The sequence below is a fragment of the Candidatus Nitrospira nitrosa genome (assembly GCF_001458735.1).
GTDB classification, from domain to species: Bacteria; Nitrospirota; Nitrospiria; order Nitrospirales; family Nitrospiraceae; genus Nitrospira_D; species Nitrospira_D nitrosa.
The window spans coordinates 387,415-406,771 of the sequence record NZ_CZQA01000010.1 but is presented as its reverse complement, the minus strand read 5'-3'; the positions used below and the strand labels follow the sequence as shown (position 1 = coordinate 406,771).

At 56.1% G+C, this 19,357-nt stretch carries 17 protein-coding genes; 10 read left to right on the top strand and 7 right to left on the bottom strand.

Translation table 11 applies throughout. The annotated features are described in order from the left end of the window. The first annotated feature begins 2 nt into the window (after positions 1–2). The 3 genes from COMA1_RS16330 to COMA1_RS16320 are packed head-to-tail and all read left to right on the top strand — an operon-like array spanning position 3 to position 2,534. A complete protein-coding gene (locus tag COMA1_RS16330; protein WP_090750497.1) occupies positions 3–914 on the top strand; it encodes a PfkB family carbohydrate kinase in 912 nt (303 codons plus the stop codon). Beyond that, entirely contained in the window at positions 911–1,594 is a 684-nt protein-coding gene (locus COMA1_RS16325) for a tetratricopeptide repeat protein (RefSeq protein ID WP_090750495.1), read from the top strand. Before COMA1_RS16330 ends, COMA1_RS16325 begins: the two co-directional genes overlap by 4 nt. 7 nt (positions 1,595–1,601) lie before the next feature. After that, positions 1,602–2,534 carry a helix-turn-helix domain-containing protein gene (locus COMA1_RS16320; protein WP_090750493.1) on the top strand — a complete coding sequence of 311 codons (933 nt, stop codon included), beginning with the start codon at positions 1,602–1,604 and terminating at the stop codon, positions 2,532–2,534. Between the two features lie 353 nt (positions 2,535–2,887). Here COMA1_RS16320 and COMA1_RS22235 read toward each other — a convergent pair whose 3' ends face one another. The 3 genes from COMA1_RS22235 to COMA1_RS16305 all read right to left on the bottom strand — a co-directional run bounded on the left by COMA1_RS22235 (position 2,888) and on the right by COMA1_RS16305 (position 4,848). Beyond that, positions 2,888–3,112, bottom strand: a complete 225-nt coding sequence (locus tag COMA1_RS22235) for an integrase core domain-containing protein (protein WP_090750491.1) — start codon at positions 3,110–3,112, stop codon at positions 2,888–2,890. A 33-nt stretch (positions 3,113–3,145) separates the two neighbouring features. Continuing rightward, positions 3,146–3,799, bottom strand: a complete 654-nt coding sequence (locus tag COMA1_RS16310) for an REP-associated tyrosine transposase (RefSeq protein WP_090750489.1) — start codon at positions 3,797–3,799, stop codon at positions 3,146–3,148. A gap of 65 nt (positions 3,800–3,864) precedes the next feature. Next, the gene (locus COMA1_RS16305; protein ID WP_090744603.1) at positions 3,865–4,848 is read right to left on the bottom strand and encodes an IS30 family transposase; all 984 of its coding nucleotides are present in this window, start codon (positions 4,846–4,848) and stop codon (positions 3,865–3,867) included. A 270-nt stretch (positions 4,849–5,118) separates the two neighbouring features. Here COMA1_RS16305 and COMA1_RS16300 point away from each other — a divergent pair, with 270 nt between their 5' ends. Continuing rightward, entirely contained in the window at positions 5,119–5,931 is an 813-nt protein-coding gene (locus COMA1_RS16300; RefSeq protein ID WP_176698125.1) for an RHS repeat-associated core domain-containing protein, read from the top strand. 708 nt (positions 5,932–6,639) lie between these two features. Here the strand turns inward: COMA1_RS16300 and COMA1_RS16290 are convergent. Then, positions 6,640–7,305: an integrase core domain-containing protein gene (locus COMA1_RS16290; RefSeq protein WP_090750482.1), complete on the bottom strand. Its 666-nt coding sequence runs from the start codon at positions 7,303–7,305 to the stop codon at positions 6,640–6,642. A gap of 420 nt (positions 7,306–7,725) precedes the next feature. Here COMA1_RS16290 and COMA1_RS16285 point away from each other — a divergent pair, with 420 nt between their 5' ends. The 4 genes from COMA1_RS16285 (at position 7,726) to COMA1_RS16270 (ending at position 11,482) form a co-directional block, all read left to right on the top strand. After that, on the top strand, positions 7,726–8,172 hold the full coding sequence (locus COMA1_RS16285) for a c-type cytochrome (RefSeq protein WP_090750480.1): 447 nt from the start codon (positions 7,726–7,728) through the stop codon (positions 8,170–8,172). A 394-nt stretch (positions 8,173–8,566) separates the two neighbouring features. Beyond that, positions 8,567–10,405, top strand: a complete 1,839-nt coding sequence (locus tag COMA1_RS16280; protein ID WP_141654379.1) for a hypothetical protein — start codon at positions 8,567–8,569, stop codon at positions 10,403–10,405. A 280-nt stretch (positions 10,406–10,685) separates the two neighbouring features. Continuing rightward, the gene (locus tag COMA1_RS16275) at positions 10,686–10,931 is read left to right on the top strand and encodes a transposase (protein WP_090750475.1); all 246 of its coding nucleotides are present in this window, start codon (positions 10,686–10,688) and stop codon (positions 10,929–10,931) included. A 248-nt stretch (positions 10,932–11,179) separates the two neighbouring features. After that, positions 11,180–11,482, top strand: a complete 303-nt coding sequence (locus COMA1_RS16270; RefSeq protein ID WP_141654378.1) for a hypothetical protein — start codon at positions 11,180–11,182, stop codon at positions 11,480–11,482. Between the two features lie 20 nt (positions 11,483–11,502). Here COMA1_RS16270 and COMA1_RS16265 read toward each other — a convergent pair whose 3' ends face one another. The 3 genes from COMA1_RS16265 to COMA1_RS16255 all read right to left on the bottom strand — a co-directional run bounded on the left by COMA1_RS16265 (position 11,503) and on the right by COMA1_RS16255 (position 16,504). Continuing rightward, on the bottom strand, positions 11,503–12,723 hold the full coding sequence (locus COMA1_RS16265) for a hypothetical protein (RefSeq protein ID WP_141654377.1): 1,221 nt from the start codon (positions 12,721–12,723) through the stop codon (positions 11,503–11,505). A gap of 746 nt (positions 12,724–13,469) precedes the next feature. Further along, the gene (locus COMA1_RS16260; RefSeq protein ID WP_090750467.1) at positions 13,470–14,369 is read right to left on the bottom strand and encodes an integrase core domain-containing protein; all 900 of its coding nucleotides are present in this window, start codon (positions 14,367–14,369) and stop codon (positions 13,470–13,472) included. Between the two features lie 269 nt (positions 14,370–14,638). Continuing rightward, positions 14,639–16,504 (bottom strand): caspase family protein, encoded by a 1,866-nt coding sequence (locus tag COMA1_RS16255; RefSeq protein WP_141654376.1) that lies wholly within the window; start codon positions 16,502–16,504, stop codon positions 14,639–14,641. Positions 16,505–16,799: 295 nt separating this feature from the next. Between COMA1_RS16255 and COMA1_RS16250 the strand changes: the two genes are divergently transcribed. Then, on the top strand, positions 16,800–18,302 hold the full coding sequence (locus COMA1_RS16250) for a Do family serine endopeptidase (protein WP_090750463.1): 1,503 nt from the start codon (positions 16,800–16,802) through the stop codon (positions 18,300–18,302). A 98-nt stretch (positions 18,303–18,400) separates the two neighbouring features. Then, positions 18,401–19,351, top strand: a complete 951-nt coding sequence (tatC, locus tag COMA1_RS16245) for a twin-arginine translocase subunit TatC (protein ID WP_245631128.1) — start codon at positions 18,401–18,403, stop codon at positions 19,349–19,351. Positions 19,352–19,357: the final 6 nt, after the last annotated feature.

The following is a 19,357-nucleotide window of genomic DNA, read 5'->3' as shown; positions in this document are numbered from 1 at the left end:
CAATGGGGAAATTGTTAGTGGTTGGATCAGTTGCGCTTGATACGGTGAAAACTCCGTTCGGGGAGGGAACGGAGATTCTTGGAGGGTCAGCGACATACTTTTCGACGGCGGCAAGTTTCTTCACCTCGGTGGCGCTCATTGCGGTGGTTGGGGAAGACTTCCCCCAACAGCACGTTGCGTTTCTGAAGAGCCGTGGAATTGATCTGACGGGATTAGAGCGTCGACCGGGAGCGACCTTTCGTTGGAAGGGGGAATACACGCATCAATTGAACGAGGCGCACACGCTGGATACGCAGCTCAACGTGTTCGAGACGTTTCGCCCGCAGATTCCCGAAGCCTATCGAGCGCCGGATGTTCTGTTCCTTGGCAATATCCATCCTGAACTTCAGCTCGATGTGCTGCAAAAGGTCACGCGCCCAGCGCTCGTTGCGTGCGACACGATGAATTTTTGGATCAACGGTCAGCGAGAGGCCTTATGGAAAGTTCTGGAGAAGGTCGATGTCCTGATCATCAATGACGGCGAAGCGCGTGCCTTAGGCCAAGACTCCAATCTCGTGAAAGTCGCAAAATTGGTGCTGTCACGAGGGCCCAAGCATCTCATCGTGAAACGCGGAGAATACGGCGTGCTCATGTTCAACGAGAAGCACGTCTTCGGGGCACCGGCCTTTCCGCTCGAAGATGTGCGCGATCCGACCGGTGCCGGCGATACCTTTGCCGGCGGGTTTTTGGGCTATCTCGCCGCTACCGGGAACTATTCCCCTGAGGCGATGAAGCAGGCCATCATCTTTGGAAGCGTTATGGCCTCATTTACAGTAGAAGCCTTTAGTCTTGACCGATTGCGAATCCTGGATTACAAAGAGATTCAGGCACGGTTCGCTGAGTTTAAGCGGCTCACGCATTTTGAGGACATATGACGATCTGGAACAGATACCGACCCCATCGACGTCGAGCCTATCGCGCATTGATCTGGATGGGACTTGTCGGTGTCGTGGCCGGCTGTGCGACCGAGAAAGAGGTGCTCCAAAAATCACAGGGACATTACCAAGAAGGAGTGGCCAGCCTTCCTGGTGATCGACAGAAGGCTTTCGTGTCGTTCCAGAAAGCGGTTCAATTGAACCCGGACAACAAAGAAGCGCGGTACGCATTAGGCCATGTCTACGCGCTGCAGGGTAAACTACTTTATGCTGAAGAGCAGTTTCGGGCGGCGCTGAAGATCGATGAGGGGTACTCCGAAGCGCATACGTATCTTGGGCAAGTTTTAGCCAATCAGGATCGATGGGCCGAGGCGGTGCAATCCTATCGGTCGGCGTTGGCGAATCCTTTGTATCTGACACCGGATCTGGCTCGCTTCCATCTCGGTCGTGCCTTGGCGCACCAAGGCGATCTCCAGGGAGCGATGGAGGCGTTTGAAGATGCGGCCTCCGCCAGTCCGCCGACGGTTCCGCCGGCGATGACGCATCTCGAGCTTGGTCGTGTGTACTATCAGCTGGGGTATGCGACGCGTGCGCGCGAAGTACTGAAGAAGGTGGCGACATTGGACAAAGAGGGCGAGTGGGCGACAGCGGCGTCAGATCTCTTGACGCGATTGAAGTAGGAGACCTATGGAGTCGGTCGGCGAATTCTTTCGGCAGGTCCGGGAAACCAAGGGATTGACCATCGATGAGGTGGCGTCGAAAACCCGTATTCGCACGGATTTCGTCAAGGCGCTCGAGGACGGTAATTTTGCCAAACTGCCTGATCAAGTATTCGCGCGGGGGTTCGTGCGGTCGTATGCGAGATCGCTTGGATTGGACGAGGAGGACGCAATTCATCGGTTTATTCAATCGGCTGGCTCTTTTTACGAGAAACAGGATGAGCGGGAACGGCTCAAGGTTCGTCAGATTGAGGAAGACCGTAAGCGTCAGGCCAATCGAAAGGCAGTGGCGATCGCCATCGGTATTGCCGTCCTGACACTGGTCTTCCTGTTGAGTCGTGAGCAATCCACGGTCTTCCGGCGCGGTGCGCCAGAGCAGGTCTCGGCGACCAAACGTACCACTCAACCAAATAAAGACGTGGCGGAATCGGTAACTCGCGAGCCTGAGCGTACGGTCGACGCAGCAAAGTCGGTTGAATCACAGGCCGGAACAATCCACAAAGCGACCGCAGAGGCTCCGCGTCGCCAGGACGCAGCCGTACCTGAGGTTGTTGCGCCGCGCGTTGAATCCGACGCGACATCTGTGGGAGCGCCGGGTTCCGCTGGCAGTGATGGCCCTCTGGCTGGAATTGGCTTGAATGCCATTGAGAGTCGTGGCGACGGACAGTTGAATTTGGATCTGGAAGCAACCGAGCTGAGCTGGGTTGTCGTCCAGATTGATAATGGGAGTCCGCAGGAGTCCTTGCTTCGGCCCGGTGAAAAGGGTCATTGGACTGGGCAGGATCAATTTATTCTCACCCTCGGGAATGCCGGTGGTGTAAAGGCTGAGTTGAACGGTAAACCTCAAAAACCATTCGGCCCCAGTGGTAAAGTCGCCCGCGATATTGTGTTGAAGCGGTAGACAGCCTACCGATTGCAGTTCTCTTCCCTGTCGTTGTGCACCTTCTGATCCGACCTTTCTATGATCCGGTTGTGTGCCCTTTCGTCGGGCTGGAGCACGGCTTTCGTACGGGAACCCAAGAGGCAGGTGTCCCGTCCGCGCGGACAGTGAAGGTTTCAGTGGTGACACGCTGCCTCATTTCCTGACGAATCCCGCCTCAGCGTCTCATCGTGAGCTGATTTCTGCTCGCTTCTGACCAATTGTCTTCGACTTCGACCTCTTCTTTACGCTCATCCCCCTCGTTTTGCGCAGACGAGTCGGCGATCTCCATGGACAGCACCTGCTCAACACATTGCCCCCCGCCGTCGCTCTCGTCAGCCTGACGGCTGCAGTATGCCCTCGATGGGCTGATCTCGACCTGACCGTGAGTGTGGCGCGAACACATCAATTCCCGCCCAGACTTCTGCGGGAGTCCGGCCTTGCAAATGATCGTGCGGCCGATCGTGGTTGTACCAAGTGCGACTCTCCCGCAACGCCATACTCAATTCGTTCCCGTCTGCGATGGATCCTCTCGCCAATTCCCGCTTCCCTGTGCCGATGAACCGCTCAAGAGAATAAGAAAAGGGGACAGGCTACTTTTCAGGCCGGGATTGCCGTGGACGGCCACGAGCACGCAACGTGGACTCCAGCCCGAGTCGGGCTGCGATGCGGCGTTGCCACTGGGGGGACCCAAACGGTTGTTGCCGATTCACACAGGTGCGAAGGGTCGTGAGGTCGTCGTCGAGCAAGGGGGCGTCGAGTCCGTGGCGCCCCTCCGCTGAGCGTGACGCCGAGCGCGGAGCTATCAGGTGGGGATATCGCAGACTGGACCAGGGCCACTCGTCGGCGTGCTTCACCAACCGCGCTCGGACCGGATTGTGCAGAACATAGCGGAGGACGGTGAGCAGATGGCCGTCTTGTTGAATCGGGAAGCTTTTGAATCGGCCTTGCCACACATGCCCATGACTGCGGTAGAAGCGATGATAGCGACGGACATGACTGGTCATCCACCAGTGCATGAAGGGGCTGAGGGACGCATCACGGACTGGTTGGAGCACAAGATGAAAATGGTTGGGCATCACGCAAAAGGCGAGTATCTTGACGGGATGTCTGGCTTTCGCGGCGGCGAGCAGTTCCAGAAAGGCTCGGTAGTCGCCGTCGGTGTGAAACACGGTGGCGCCGCCGTTGCCGCGATTGAGGACATGGAAGGCATGGCCGGCCAGATGGCCGCGAGGGATGCGGGGCATGGGGAGAGGATACGCAGGGCAGCGGCACGATTCAAGAGAAAAGTAGCCTGGGTGCATTCAAGATCCTAACGCAACAGGTGGTGAAATGCATGCGCGGGGCTGTGCCAGTTCAGAATTTTCCGTGGCCGATCGTTGAGCATTGCCTGCACTCGCTTGATCTCGCCTCGTGACACCTTGTTAAAGTGGGTCCCGGCGGGAAAGAACTGCCGTAGGAGCCCGTTGGTGTTTTCGTTGGTGCCCCGTTCCCAGGGAGAGTGGGGATGCGCAAAGTAGACCGGCATCTGTGTCTGGGTGGTAAAGCGCCGATGGTCGCGCATCTCCTGCCCCTGGTCATACGTGAGAGACCGGCGGAGCTGCGGCGGCAGTGTCCGGATAGCCCGGACAAAGGCCCGTCGTACGGCGGTCGCATGCTTGGCCTTCAGCGGGACCAGCAGGGTAAACCGTGTTGTGCGTTCGACGAGCGTCCCGAGCGCCGAGGCATTGGCATGGCCGACGAGCAAGTCGCCTTCCCAATGGCCCGGCACGACACGCGCAGCTACTTCGGCTGGTCGGTCATCAATGCTGACCATCTCCTGGACGGCATGCGAGGAGAGCCGGACCTTGTGGGGCCGCCGAAAACGATGCCGCCGCCGGAGGTGCCGAGTGAGGGCGCGCTTAACGGTGTCGGGGGGTAACCCATAGAGATAGCCATAGATGGCTTCATGCGAAATCTGCCTCGCGGGATCTTGAGGATACTGCTGGCGCAAACTGTGGGCAATCTGTTCTGGCGACCAGCGTTGTGCCAGTCGGGCCAAGACCGCTCGGCGGAGTCGGAGGTCCGCCGCAAGCTTCCGGGGTTTCCGTGGCTGATGGGCCCACCGAGTCGCCCGTTGATGGGCTGGCACCGCGCGATAGGTCACCGGGCTGGTGCGGTGCCGAGTGAGTTCACGTGACAGCGTGCTAGGCGCGCGCTGCAGGGCGTGAGCCGTTGCACGTAAACTATACCCGGCGGCGAACATGCGACTGAGTTCTTCACGTTCCATAAGAGTCAATCGGTGATAGTGTCCCATGTACAACTCCTTGGTTCCTGGAATCTCCAGGATACAGGCGTTGCACTAGGACCTTGAACCCACCCTGTCCCCTTTTCTTCTCCCCCGAGTGCCACGTACGATGCGGCGAATGAACAGACAACCTTCGCCGGTGCGACACTGACCTACGATGCCAACGGCAATCTCACGAACGACGGCACGAACACGTACGTCTGGGATGCCCGGAATCGGTTGGTGTCGATCAGCGGTGGAGCAACGGCCTCTTTCAAGTACGATCCGCTGGGACGCCGAGTGAGCAAGGTTATTGGCAGCACATCGTCCCAGTTCTTATATGACGGGAACGATATTGCGGCCGAGATTGGAGGCAGCGCAGTTGGCGCGAGCTATCTGCGAAGCCTGAACATCGATGAGCCGTTCATTCGACAAGCAGGTACTGGGAATGAGTTCTATCACGCCGATGCACTCGGGAGCAGCCTGGCCTTAAGCAACACGCAGGGCGCTTCTGGAACAACGTACACCTACGAGCCGTTTGGGAAGACGACGGTCACGGGAACGAGTGCGAACACATTGCAATATACGGGACGGGAGAATGATGGGACGGGGTTCTACTACTATCGGACGAGGTATTACTATCCACACATGCATCGTTTTACTAGAGAAGATCCGATTGGGTTTTATGCCGGACCGAACTTCTATACTTACGTCAGCAATCGAGTGACCCATTTCAATGACCCATGGGGTCTCGATCCCTCACAAAGAAGTAGATTTAGCTTTTCAGCTGGTTATACATGGGGGACGGAGGGAAAACAGTGTACTTTGGGGGAGGGTTGCAAGCCTACCACAACATTTCCCCCGGCATTTCAATTCACGCTCTTTCAAATCTCCTATAACCAGCCACCACCAAATTTGAATCCGCTGAATGTCAATCTGAATATCTACAGCCATAATCCCGCTAGCTATCCTGCTCTTGGGGGCGATGTTAGCATTGGCACATTTATCTACGAGAACCCGAATCCTGACCCAGGTGGTCAGACTATGCTGCAGCAAGGATTCTCACTTGGTTTGGGAGTAGGTGTGGGGTCTCCCGTTTCGATATCGCGATAGAATTCATGTGTCAGGATGATCTTTTGTCCGTTTTGGAAAGCGAGCTGCCATGATTGAACGTGGAACCCGCAGTCTGGTGACGGAGTCGAGCACGGCGGAACTGGTGCAGCAAGTAGTATTCTTTGGACTAGTACCGGTTGTGCTCGGTGTCATACTGATTTGGACGACCAAGAAAGGGACAAATGTTCTTATAGACCCCCCTTCCTGGTTGGAACCGTGGCTTGGGAGGAAATCGTTCCTTTGGTCTATGCTCGGGAAAAGGGGGGAGGAGTTTCTCTATTATATAATGGGCGCCGGAGGCATTGTCATAGGAAGTCTTCTAAGTTTTGAGAGGCTCGTCGTTCTTGCACACCGATTCGGCTTATGACGGCATCGGGAGTACGCTCGCTCTGACGAATCTGTCAGGTACACCAGCCATTCAGTACTCCTACGGGCCCTTCGGGAAGACACAAACCACCACCCCTTCTTTTGCACATTGTCCCGTCCGCGTGTCCGGCGGAGGTTTTTGTGAGATTCGGGAGTGGATTGTCTTACAAATCTCGTCTCATCCCTGCTTTGCGATCTGAATTATTACCCTTCTGACCGAGTTTTTTGGCGTTTGTGCTTCCTTTTCTCTGTGTTCATCGTTCTTTGCGCACACTCGTCCGTTAGGATCACGGACAGATCTTCCGTACGCCAACTGAAACTGTTCGCCTCACACTCCTCACATTAGCCCGGTTTCGCGGTGAAGATATCGATCCCGGCCCAGACCTCGGCAGGGGTCCTCCCCTGGAGATGATCATGGGGCCGAGCATGGTTGTACCAGCACCGCACATTTCGTAACGCGGTCTCGAACTCTTTGCCGTTCGCGATCGGGGCTTTGGCCAATTCCCGTTTCACCGTGCCAATGAACCGCTCGATGCGCCCGTTCTGCCAGGGACAGCCGGGCTCGGTGCGTTGGTGGCGGATCCCCAACAGCCAGAGCCCAAGCCGGAACCACCGCGAGACGAACACGGCTTCATTGTCGGTGCGTATGAATGTTGGTCGGCCATAGCGCCTCACGGCTTGTGCAAGTTCCTGCAACAATCGCATCGATGACTTGTTCGTAAGGGATTGCAGCCGCAGGCAGGCTCGGCTCCCATGATCCACGAGCGCGAGAGCCACATGCGGCTGCCCCTGCTGATCCGTCTTCGTTAAGAGATCGCACCCCCAAATCCGATTGCGCGGCATCGGACGAGGAATGCGGTGCTTCAATTTCCGCCGCGCCTCATAAATCAGATATTGATGTCTTCGGCAGGTGTCGGCCACATAGGTCTTACTCACGGTCATCTGCTTGCGTGCCGCCCACCGCCGATTGAAATGATGGGCGATCGTGCGGCAGCCGGCCTCTGGCATCAGCGCCTTGAGCCGAATGACCTCGTCCCGGACCCAGGTCGGTTTCGGCTGGTTACATCGTACGCCACTGTCACATCATCGTGGTTATTGTGGTTACTAATGAGGCATGGATGGCCTTGCTGAGGCGCAAAGGTGTCACGGATGGACTGAATACAAGGGAAGGTGGACCTGATAAGCCACATAAATGGCGAAATTTGAATGCTTTCTTTTGGACAGGATTGGCATGAGGTTTGATGTCCTTCGACATGGGATCATGAAATAAGTAACAGGCGGTGCCGAGGGATGTTTTCTTGACAGAAATTTAGACTGGTTGGTATAGTTCGAGCGTTTAACTGGCTGTTGAAGGTAGCGATGATGAGTCGGCGGCCTGACGCTCGATACAGGCTGGGTGGGTTTAACATAATCTAAGGAGGACATGTGATGGGGTATCTGTCCAAGTTTTTGGGAATTACCGCAGCAGTGATGTTTCTCTCGGTCTCGGTGGTGGGAGCTGAAGAAAAGGATCCAACCAAGCCTCGCGTTCCGCCGGATCAGATGGCGGATGCAAAGGCACTGAAGAATCCGATCGCCACCTCGCCTGAAAGCATCGCCAAGGGCAAGGCATTGTATGAAGGGAAAGGTACCTGCTTCAATTGCCATGGCAAGGCCGGCGATGGCCAGGGAGAAGCGGGCAAGATCCTGAATCCAAGCCCACGCGATTTTACCAACTGCAAGTTCCACAAGAAGCGGAAAGATGGCGAGCTTATGTGGGTCATCAAGAACGGCAGCCCTGGGACTGGAATGGTATCCTTGGTCCCGGCAGCGATCACCGAAGAAGAAGCTTGGAACATCATCAATTATGAGCGGAGCTTCTGCAAGAGCGAGTAACGACTTGCTCGGCTGATCCTCGTAAGTTCATAAGAGAACTAAGAAAAAGAGAGGGTGGGGAGGGAACTCCTCACCCTCTCTTTTTGCGTGTTGGCCTATCTGGAGGCACGAATGGTCCACGTGGTTCATGACGCCTTTCCGACCCAGGTCATACGTTCTTCGCTTCGCCACGCCAGTTGCTACCACAATCCAGATACTGGACGTTCTGTGCCGCGATCCCCTCGTTTGAGGGTGGGGAATAGTGATGTTGGAAGGCTTGGGGGGATTGCGCCTTGCATACAAAAAGGGGTACAGTCCGCCGGACGAGCTAGAATCGCCTTAAAAGCTCGCACGCGATGACCTATATTACAGCGAACCATCAGTGTTCTTATTTTGAACTATGAGGAGGGCGACTATGCACAGCCTATGTCCATGGGTGAAGTGCCGAGTAGCAGTCGTAGCAGCATCGCTCGCGCTTGTATCAGCGGGAATGACGTTCAGTGTCGGCACAGAAACAAGTCATGCAGGGGAGGGTGACCTCCCACCAGGGATCGTGGCGGCAGACCTTGAATACAATGGGCACGTCACCGTCGGAGGGGATCCCGTGACGGTCAAGATTGCCACGCCGAACAAGAATGGGGCAATGACTTTTCAGGGGACGGCTGGGCAACGCATCAATCTCGGTTTTAGCGCGGTCAGTCTTACGCAGTTCCAAGTGTCGGTCTATGGGCCGGATGGTGGGTTGATCGCCAGACAGCCGACCGCAGTCAAGAATTACTATGCGACCATGGGCAATCGGCCACTTTCCTCACAGACGCAGGTCCAGACATCTGCGACCGCGTACCAATTCACCGCCGACTCCGGAGCAACCATCTCATCCAGCGAAATGAATGGCAGCAGTGTGGATCTGATGGAGCTACCGGTGACCGGGGCCTATACGATTTTCTTCGACCCCCTCAGCACCTATACGGGAAGCTTCACAATCACCGTTTCAAATGAACTGGAGGGCGCGATTGTCCCTCAGGGTTCAGCAGTACCAGTTGGCATTGGGCGCGCCGGGCAAAACGCGCGCTATACCTTCTCAGGGAACAGCGGCCAAGCGGTCAGCCTGCAGTTGAGTGATGTGACGATCAGAAGCGGGTATGTCTCCATCCTGAAGCCAGACGGCACTCCCTTGGGCAAACCCACCTCGTTTGCGTATGCTGGTGCGGTGGCGGACGCTCAAATTCTTCCAGCGTCCGGGACCTATGCCGTGTTGATCGATCCTGAACTGAATTACACCGGCAGTGCGAAACTCGCACTCTACAACGCACCGGATCTTACCGGCACCATGATGGTGGACCAAGTGGTTGCAACCACGACCTTGACGGTACCAGGTCAACGCGCGCTCTACACGTTTAACGGGACGGCAGGTCAATGGGTCAACCTTGGTCTCACGGGGGTCTCGATTGCCTCCAGTACGCTCTCGATGCTGAAGCCGGATGGCAGCACGTTCGCCTCGACGACGATTGGGGCCAGTGGTGGTAGCCTCGACCCAAGCACGGCTTTGCCGGAAACCGGCATCTACACCGTTGTAGTGGATCCGGTGGGGAATAACACCGGTAGTATGACCCTCGCGCTGTCGTCACCCGTCTCCGGCACGATTGCGCTCGATGGGGTGCCAGTGACCGTGAGCCTGAACAAACCAGGTAAAACGGCACGGTACACGTTCAACGGCAATGCCGGACAATGGGTGAGCCTTGGGCTTACAGCGGTTGGACTCACGTCGAGCAGCGTGTCGCTGCTGAGCCAGGATGGAACCCCACTGGCTTCTACGGCCGTCGGGACGGCTGGTGGTGCGCTTGAAATATCCAACCCCTTGCCGACCACCGGTGTCTATACCGTGCTGGTTCGTCCAGGTGGACCCTATACCGGAAACATGACACTCACACTCTCCACGGAGGTGTCAGACTCGCTTAAGATCAATGCCGCACCGAGACAGATCATGATCAGTCGAGCCGGTCAGAGCGGTCGCTATACGTTTAGCGGGACGGCGAACCAGCAGATCACAATCAAGGCGAGCAATAATAAGTTTGAGACCGTTGCCGTGAACCTCTATACTCCGAGTGGAGTCCTGCAAGCGGGGGCGACGAGTTCCGCGTCCAGCTTTAACCTCAATACGGTGACGCTAGCCACGACGGATACGTACACGATCACCATTAACCCTGCGCTGGTGGAAACCGGGAGTATTCAACTTCAAGTCGTCGGTCAATAGAATCAGCCTGTGTGCAGAGACGTTCACTCGCTTGTGCTCACAGCGATGCTGATGAAGAGAGGGTGGGGAGGAAGCTTCCCACCCTCTCGTTTATGCCACAGAGCCAACTACGACAGTCGAAGTATGTGGATAAGGCTAAACCAATTAATCATGGTTATGGTACAGGGATGGCCTATGCATGAGATTTTCAATGTAGAGTCTTGTCCGTTCGAAAGAAGGAAGGGCTGACGCTCACGGGAGCGGCAACACGGTTTGATGTGGGGAGGGCCAGTGTGGTGCGCTGATTGGGAAGGAGCTGCTGACCGTCGGGCTGTTCGATACCAATGTTGATGTCGATCTCTATACTGGCTGGGTGGGGCAAGACCTGCTGCTCAAACTGCCTCCCGCATCGATCCTTGTCATGGATAGTGCCACGTTCCATAAGCAGGGGGACACACAAGCCGCACTGATTCATGACGGACATACGCTGGAGTCTCTCCCGCCCTATAGCCCAGACCTCAACCAGATCGAGCATAAATGGGCGTGAGCCAAAGCCCTCCGCAGAAAGTTGCGCACGTCGGTCCAGACCATCTTTTCTCGGTCACAGATTGAATCATTCTTAAGTGGTTAGGCCATTCCAAACCTCGACGATCGTGCAAGGCACTCCAACCGAGATGGGCGACCAGCACGGGGCGATGTTCATGCAACGCATGAGGAAGCGCGATTCATTACGGGGTATGCGATGCGTGAGATCGCGCGTGTATGGGTGAGGCGTCCCTGTGGGAGCAGAACCTCATGGCCACGGAGATCGAGATTCGCAAAGGAGGGTTTCTGCCATTCTACAGCCGCGAATTCGACTCTTTGACCTGTAACAAGATTCTCACCGCCATCGAGCGAGCCGTGCAGTCCGGTGCTCGCGAATCGGGAAGGAATCGTGCCATTCTGTGGGTGGAGAACCCTAGGTCATTGAGGCAGCAATGCAGCATCCGCATCTCCTGCGCTTTGCACGATTCAGGACTAGACCTCAATGAATCAAGACCGCAGTCGTTGAAGCCCTGGAGCCAGTCCGCGAATCAGTGCGGACTGGCTCCAGTATGACAACGGCGCCTCGGTGACTGCTAGCGCATCAAGGCCGTGCCTTCTTTATTCCAGTAATAGTAAATGGACATATTGGGGTAGATGGCGTTGATATCGTTCTGCCCAGCGATCGAAAATAAGCATCCTGCAGCGGCCACCAACGACCCACCAGGGCCGTGGAAGAGGGTGTACTGAATAGAGGGCTCCAGCCCGATCAGGTGATAGCTTGCGGGATTGATATTGAGACCATGCCCGTCCGCCCGCCAGGGCACGCCATGGATCGAGAGGAACTCCAGGGCCAAGCCGAACCCCCGCTTGTCGTCCACGATCCATTCTGCGATGGCCCGTGTATTGATGATATCCCCATTATACGTGGTCCGGCCTCCCGTGCTGCCGGGGATGGTGTAGGTATAATACACGGCTCCCATGAGCCGGAACGGCTGGATATTCTTTCGCCACATGAGGCCTTCCGTAAACGCGAGCCCTCCGAATCTGGTGGCGGGAAGGCGACCTAGGGGTGCGAATCCACCGGGAACGGGATGTGTGCCGAACGTATCCGTGCCGAACCACTGACTCGTTGGAAGACTGATGCCGTTGTAGAGCGTCCAGGTGCCATGCCACGAGTCCGGGTCCTGTACGCGCAGACGCCACTTCAGAAACAACGTAGTGTCCCCCAAGCCGATATCGTTGGCATGTCCGGATCCTTGTCCTCCGGCCAACGACGGCCCCGTGCCTTTAAAGGAGTTGTACCACAAGAGTTGGGGCGCAACATTGAGCTCGAGGTTGTCCGTGACGCCATACCCAAAGAAAAAAGTGGGGGCGACTGCCCTGAGGTGAACCGATGAGTCGTGATGTCCCAATGTCACGCTATTGCCATACTGTGAGTTCCCGACCTGGCTGAAGACATAGAGCTGGGCCAGAAACTGACCTTTGGGTGAAACATCAGCCGCGTTGGTCAAGATCGGCCCATGGCTGAACGGATTCCAGCTTTTCCGGTACCGTTGAATTTCTTGGGGGGTCGGGAAAAATCTCGTACTCCAATCCGGGGAGGGCCTCCAGAAGGAATACGCCGCATCGCTCGAAGACGCCGTGTTTGCAGAAGTTTGAGCGCTGCTCTCTTCACCCCACGCCCAGTTGGGTGTAAACCCTCCCAGACACCACTGAGAGGAAACTAAGAGCATCAGCATTTGGCACAACGTGGTGCATAGTGCGTTCGGGGCACGGAGTCCCGCAGACAGGCCTATCTTTCTCCATGGTCTCATTATCAGCTCCTGAGTTGAGGAAATTAAGGATTGAATTGATACGCTAGACGTGGGTCATCGAAGATTTCGCGTTGGGGCAACAGGCAATACGGTTGGGTAGAATGAACGGGGCGATCCCCATGCTGTCGCGGTGTACCGTCTCACCTGGTCCTCCACGGAAGGTTGATGAACTCTGGTTTTGCCCAACCCGTTTCAAAACACAGAAGATTCGACTGGTCTGCGGTTGAAACTCCGAATAAATCAGACCTTCCCCAGGGCAATGACCGTGCCTTGTCGTAGAAAAATGGAAACCACCTTGGAAAGATGTAGGTAGGAGTAGAGCTTATTCGAAGTACGGATGTAGCTTTGTGTGAAGCGTCCCGTGAATCCCTTCTTAAGAATGGGACATGAATTCCAAGGTTAGTTTTAGCAAATCAAGATATATCAATGCGTTGCATTGTCTAACTCGTTGGACATCGCTATTTTAAAAGTTGAGGCGTTATGGGACACATGTGCAGCACCACGCTGCACATGGTCGTTTCATGTTTCGTTTGTCTACGCAGGAAGCTACCGCTGTCCCTCCTTCGCTATCGTCTGCTACGGAGGATGGATATGGCGGTAGAGGAAGACGCAGTGAGTACTCTTCGAAGCCTTGGCGTAGGATGGCAGGTTCCGGCAAGTTTCGCCGAAGGAACTAAGGAACCAGGGCTGTGAAGCCCTGGGGGTCAGATCTTATATTGTCCCTTCTGGATCGCCGGCGCTCCGCACTATTCTCCGTAAATATCCGACAGTCCGTCAGGTCCTTCACGGCTTGGCGATAACGGCGGTCGCATCGGGGTGAATCCAAGATGCGGCCGATGATAGTGATACCGGTCCAGAAATGCACGCACCTCGCCCTGGAGTGTGGGCAGTTCTTCTACTCGATAGGAGATCCACCCCAAGCATTCCTTGCGCAGGGTTCGATTGAAGCTCTCAATATACGCCTGCTCGTTCTTCTTATAGGGACGGGCGATGCGATGTCGTGTACAATACTGGAGCACCTGTTGGGCAAACACGCCTTTGAACTCTGAGCCCCCATCGGTCTGGATGATCTGCACAGGCCCGGTAAAGCGGCGAGTCATGGCTGTGCGCAAAAACATGGCCCCATCCTCGCTTGTTAGTCCGGTCCGCAGAACGACATCCGCTTCCTTCGTATAGATGTCCACCCCGGTAAAGGCGAAGACCTCGCCAAAAACCACGGTATCCATCTGAATGACCGCGCGGGGAACCGTGGCAATCGGCACAACGCCGCGTGGCTGATTGGTCCGGCCCCGAGGCCGTAAGACGTATCGTTCAGCCAAGATTTCATAGATCTTGGGAACAGAGAGATGGATATGCTGTTCATGAGCCAGAAAGTACTGAATCTTCTGCCCACAGCAGTCGTATTCACGGGCGCGAATCGCCCAGACAAGGCGTTTGACCGCTCCCGGGACCTGTCGTGCCGGACGTGGCCCCGTCTTGGCCGCAGCATAGCGATCCAGAAAGACAGAGAGTCCTTCGATTCGAACCGCCTTCAGCCAGAGTCCTATGGTTTCTCGATGGCGCTCAAGTTGGCCCGCGATCGCGGAAACGGAGAGCCCTTGAGTCGCCAGTTCCGCTGCAAGAATGATCCGAGTTCTTGTGTCCATGTCCAGAGTCTACTCTGGACTGTCGGATATTTACGGCAACAATGCGCGCTCTTGCTGGCGACTGAAGCCCAAATCTGGTTCAGAAACAATCCGGATATGTATTATGAGGGTGGATGCCTTTAACCGGTACACCTCCTAATCTTTCCGGACGAAAACGATCAACAGTTGCTCATTGGATTTGCAGCGTCGATGTGCAGTATGAGAGCCGGCTTCATTGCTCACGTGAGGGGGTGAACCGCGTATTACTGAACTGTTGTGAATCGTGCTTGTTAGGGTGCTTCTGATGCCGAGAGAGAAGGTAGTGTGGTGAGGACTAGGTCAGTAGCTTTGTCATCCGCTTTGAGCAATGGGATGATCTGAGGACGTTGGGTCGTCCCAAACTGTGATTTTGACGCCCAGGCGACTTTTTGCCGCACGAATCCGCTCATCTCTCCAAGCGTGACTTTTCCATCTCGATTCGTATCTGCTTCCCCGCGCAGGCCGCGCAGCAGGTAGTAGGTAAAGAGACCGTGACGATGGGCGTCATCCTCGATACCGGTTGCGAGCCCCTCGACGGCGATCAATCGAATCGTGTTCTCTCCATCCAGGTCCCATCGCGGGGTGGGGGGTGTTTTGGTCTGGTCGACAATGGGAGACGTTTTCCCGTCGAAGATCAAGATAGCCTGTTGCGGATGCAGTCTCGCAAGGACTGACTCCAGTGCGCTTAGTCGATACAGACTGGTTGGAGTCTTGGTCCCGTCATAGGGCACCAGCATGATTTCCCCTCTTGGCGAAACCATCGCTTGGCCGGAATAGTAGATGATCACGATCCCGTCCGTCGTCGAACGAGTCGGGAGCCATTCGCGCAGGGTTTTTTCGATCTGCGCAGAGGTGGCCTTGCGGTCTGTCAACAGGGCGATATTGGAAGACGGCACACCTCCGAGCGTCTGAAAATACTTAGCGACCGTTTCCGCATCATGCGCCGCATGCGTGCGTGATGGAATCTGTTGCGTGAGAGTGGAACTGATGCCGATGGCAACGACGGAGATGGCTGGGTGTTGAACAGTGGATGCTTGGGTTGATACCTGATCGACATCGTCACCTCTAGTTCCCGTCGGAGCGATCGTGAAGGACAGGGTTTGAGGCGGGGCTGCGGCGCCACTGCGCTCCTCAACGATCACTCGAATCTCAGCCTGTTCCGGCTGCGCGAGCAGGGGCAGGGTGGCGACAAACTCCAACGATCGTGTTTGGCCAGGTTGCAGAGGCGGAATTCTCAAGACGGTCGTGGGAAACTGTTCGAGGGTGAGCCGAGTTCCTGTCAACGAGACCGAGGCGTTCTCCACCAGAGTTGATCCTGTATTGACGACGTCGACGCGGACGCGAATATGTTCGCCACCTTCGAACATGAGATCGCTGTTTTCATCGAGTAACAGCGCCTTGAATCGGAGAGCGGATGACGCCGCAGAGCCATTTGGTTGTTCGGGGCGTATTGGGCTCAAAGTGGGAGGCACGATGAGGCTTTCCGATGGTGGAGCCGTCGGCTCGGTCGAGCTGAGCGCGTCATGGCTCGCGGCAGCTTGTTTTGCGGTGAGGGCGACCCTGGTTGCAAAGTCGATGGTGGTGTCCTGGATGAACGGACCAATGATGTAATCGCAGTTCTTTGAGATCTGTTCGAGTCGCAGACGTTCCTGGCGGGACACGGCAATGTCCGTTTGCCGGAGCAACGTCCCTGTTCGGTCATAGATTCGGGCGATCGCGTTGAGATGGATCAGGGCCGGGGCACGGTCGTAGAGTGCCTCTTTATTGAGATCGAATGACGAGTCGACTAGGTCGACCTGGACGACATGGTCCGGTGGACCGGCACTTTCTGCTCCCTCAGAAACCACACGGTCAAAGGTTCGGTGAAGGCCTTCCTGTAAGGCTTCTTGCAAGCGCTCCCCTAACGGAAATTCCTGGAGCTGCCCGCATGTATCAGTATAGCGAAGCGTGAGGTCCTTGAGGGCGGATGACGTTTCCAGTTTGGCGCTGGCGGAAAGGGGAGTCCCCATTGGAGGGAACTCAAGATGTGTCGCGCAGCCGGCGAGGACGAGCAGTACAGCGCCGATCCAAGCGCCTGCTAGAATGCCTCTATTGCTGAGTCGGTGGTCGTGGGTCACTGCCGAGTCTACTTCTGCTGGTATGATTAAAACTACCCATTTGTCACGGTACTGGAAACCTCACGTGAATGCAACGGGTCTTAAGGAAGCCTGGTCTACAACACAACGGTTTGATGTGGTAGAGACTTGTCATGCGCTTGCCGATCCGGGCGGACTGGTTCCGCTCCTGTCGTCCGGCCTTTTCTCCTTTGAAGCCGATCAAATGAGTAGTGTAAGATGGATTGTTAAACTGATGCGGAGGCTCATTTCCAAATAGGACTCTTGAAGAAGAGTCACATCCTGGAGGACTTTAGATATGTTCATGTGGACTCAGCAAACGACGAACATGCTCATCGGTTGTGGATTGGCCCTGTCCGCGTTTCTTGGAAGCGGGTGCGTGTCACCCGTCTCGGCTTCAGGGGTTCCTCCAGCATGGGCGCAGGGGTTCTCGGAGATTGTCAAAAAGACGACGCCTGCCGTCGTGAACATTGCCGTCACCGGCGGAGGAGAAGGGAGTCGGAGGCGAGGAGGAGTTCCTCCTAACCCATTCGGAGCCCCACCTCCTGGGGAAGAGCCAGGTGAATCACCGACTCCGCCGACGCCCCATGGTGGCCCCCCTGCTCCGCACGGCAAACCTGACCAGAGTGCCGGTTCCGGGGTCATTCTTGATGCCAATGGGTTTATCGTGACCAACAATCACGTTGTAGAAGGGGCGACCCAGATCACTGTGACGTTGAGTGATCGGCGGGAGTTTTCTGCCAAGGTCGTCGGGACCGATCCAAAGACGGACCTGGCGGTGGTGAAGATCGATGCCAAGGATCTCCCGTCACTCAAGTGGGCAGAGTATGAAAAGCTTGAGGTCGGGGATCTGGTGTTAGCCGTCGGGAGTCCTTTTGGTCTGAGCTCGACCGTGACGCTCGGCATCATCAGCGCCTTGGGGCGTGGCAATGTCGGGATTGCCGATTATGAAGACTTTATCCAGACCGATGCGGCCATTAACCCAGGAAATTCTGGTGGAGCGCTCATCAATATGAATGGGGATCTGATCGGGATTAACACTGCGATTTTCTCGAGAACGGGCGGATCCGAGGGAATCGGGTTTGCGATTCCCAGCAGCATCGCGCTCGATATCGTCGATAGCCTCCAAAAGACGGGGAAAGTCGTGCGCGGGTGGATGGGGGTGGCGATTCAGGAGATTACGCCGGCCTTGGCGAAATCCTTCAAGCTTCCGGATCAGCGAAAAGGCGTGTTGATCAGCGACGTCAACGAGAATGGCCCCTCGCATGCCGCCGGAATCAAGCGGGGTGACGTGGTGGTGGCCTTCAATGGGAAAGAGGTGCAGACGGTCAGTCAACTGCGTAATCTGGTTGCTCGAACCGTTGTCGGGAAAGACGCCCAGGTGAAGGTCGTCCGGGAAGGGAAGGAGCAGGTCATTGCCGTGAAGGTGGCGGAGCGTCCTTCGGATGAGATCTTGGCGAAGAAGGAGCCGGGGCCGCCGAAGGAAGCGGGAGAGCAGATTAAGCCACCGGACAATGTGTTGGCATCGCTTCGTGTTCAGGCGTTGGACAATGCGTTGATGAGTCAATTGAACATCCCTTCCAAAACGACTGGGGTGGTGGTCACTTCGGTGGAGCCTGGTGGACAGGCGGAGGCGGCCGGCTTGCAGCGCGGCGATGTCATCCAAGAAGTCAACCACGAATCCGTCAAGACGCTCAGCGAGTACCAAAAGGCCGCCGAGAAAATTAAAAAAGACGAGCTCGCGGTGTTGCTGGTCAATCGTCAGGGGAACAGCCTCTTCGTGGCGGTCAATCCGAAGTAAGACGCACAGGGGTAGATGTTGATCCGCCGAGCTGCTGGTTGCCAGAAACTCAATCGGCAGATCGTCGGATCAACGGATTCCCGTATGCACGAGGCTCTGTGTTGAACAAACTGAACCAGTGGCTGCAAGATTCGGTTTTCAAGCCGCTGGAGGATAAGAAAATGCCGGTCATGGAACACCTTGTGGAGTTCCAGGTCCGGCTGACCCGTACGGTGATCGCATTGGCCGTCGTGTTTATGGGGACCTTCTTCTATGCCGATGCGTTAGTCAAATGGCTGCGCGTTCCGCTTCAGAACATGTTCGTTCCCAGTCAGTTGACCTGGGAACCCACCGATCTCCCGACCGTGCCGTTTGTGTTTCTCGCTCCGGCGGAGGCGCTCTGGCAGAACGTCAAGGTAGCTGGCCTGTGTGCCATTGTGCTCGCCATGCCGTATCTGTTGTACGAGATCTGGCGGTTCGTGGTTCCTGGGCTGCACGCTCAAGAACGGCGGTTTGTCGGGCCGTTCGTGTGTGTCAGCGCGGCGGCGTTTTATGCGGGGGCAGGGTTTTCATTTTTTTTCGTTCTGCCGTTTGCCTTAAATTTTTTGATTTCGTACGGCGTCAACGCGGGATTTGCACCGCAGATTTCTATTGCGCAATATGTCGGCTTCGCCCTCTGGTTTCTCATGGTGTTTGGGCTGATTTTTGAAGTGCCGTTGGCGCTGACGCTCATGGCGAAGCTCGGGTGGGTGGATGCGCCGTTCCTGATTCAATATTGGAAGTGGGCGCTGTTAGGGTCGTTCGTGATCGCGGCGATCCTGACTCCCACGCCTGACCCATTCAATCAAACGCTGATGGCAGGTCCGATGTTTCTGCTCTACTGGGTCGGAATTTTTGGAGCGAAAGTCTTTGGGAAAAAACCCACGGCCGATACCGAGTCCGACCAGCCTTCAGTTCCGACGGTCGCGATGGCGGGGTCCGGAGTCGGAGGGCGTGCTGCCGGCGTGGCGGTGCCGAACTCTTCCACAGGAGAGGATTATGTGGGGGTTCCCGGCAGTCGACAGCGTTAGCATATA

What these genes read in the sequence shown, in the direction of transcription:
- COMA1_RS16285 (WP_090750480.1), top strand. Translation starts at nt 7,726, where the DNA reads ATGGGGTATCTGTCCAAGTTTTTGGGAATTACCGCAGCAGTGATGTTT.
- COMA1_RS16305 (WP_090744603.1), bottom strand. Translation starts at nt 4,848, where the DNA reads ATGGGACACTATCACCGATTGACTCTTATGGAACGTGAAGAACTCAGT.
- COMA1_RS16320 (WP_090750493.1), top strand. Translation starts at nt 1,602, where the DNA reads ATGGAGTCGGTCGGCGAATTCTTTCGGCAGGTCCGGGAAACCAAGGGA.
- COMA1_RS16330 (WP_090750497.1), top strand. Translation starts at nt 3, where the DNA reads ATGGGGAAATTGTTAGTGGTTGGATCAGTTGCGCTTGATACGGTGAAA.
- COMA1_RS16325 (WP_090750495.1), top strand. Translation starts at nt 911, where the DNA reads ATGACGATCTGGAACAGATACCGACCCCATCGACGTCGAGCCTATCGC.
- COMA1_RS16260 (WP_090750467.1), bottom strand. Translation starts at nt 14,369, where the DNA reads ATGGACACAAGAACTCGGATCATTCTTGCAGCGGAACTGGCGACTCAA.
- COMA1_RS16280 (WP_141654379.1), top strand. Translation starts at nt 8,567, where the DNA reads ATGCACAGCCTATGTCCATGGGTGAAGTGCCGAGTAGCAGTCGTAGCA.
- COMA1_RS16265 (WP_141654377.1), bottom strand. Translation starts at nt 12,723, where the DNA reads ATGAGACCATGGAGAAAGATAGGCCTGTCTGCGGGACTCCGTGCCCCG.
- COMA1_RS16310 (WP_090750489.1), bottom strand. Translation starts at nt 3,799, where the DNA reads ATGCCCCGCATCCCTCGCGGCCATCTGGCCGGCCATGCCTTCCATGTC.
- COMA1_RS16290 (WP_090750482.1), bottom strand. Translation starts at nt 7,305, where the DNA reads ATGCCAGAGGCCGGCTGCCGCACGATCGCCCATCATTTCAATCGGCGG.
- COMA1_RS16270 (WP_141654378.1), top strand. Translation starts at nt 11,180, where the DNA reads ATGGCCACGGAGATCGAGATTCGCAAAGGAGGGTTTCTGCCATTCTAC.
- COMA1_RS16250 (WP_090750463.1), top strand. Translation starts at nt 16,800, where the DNA reads ATGTTCATGTGGACTCAGCAAACGACGAACATGCTCATCGGTTGTGGA.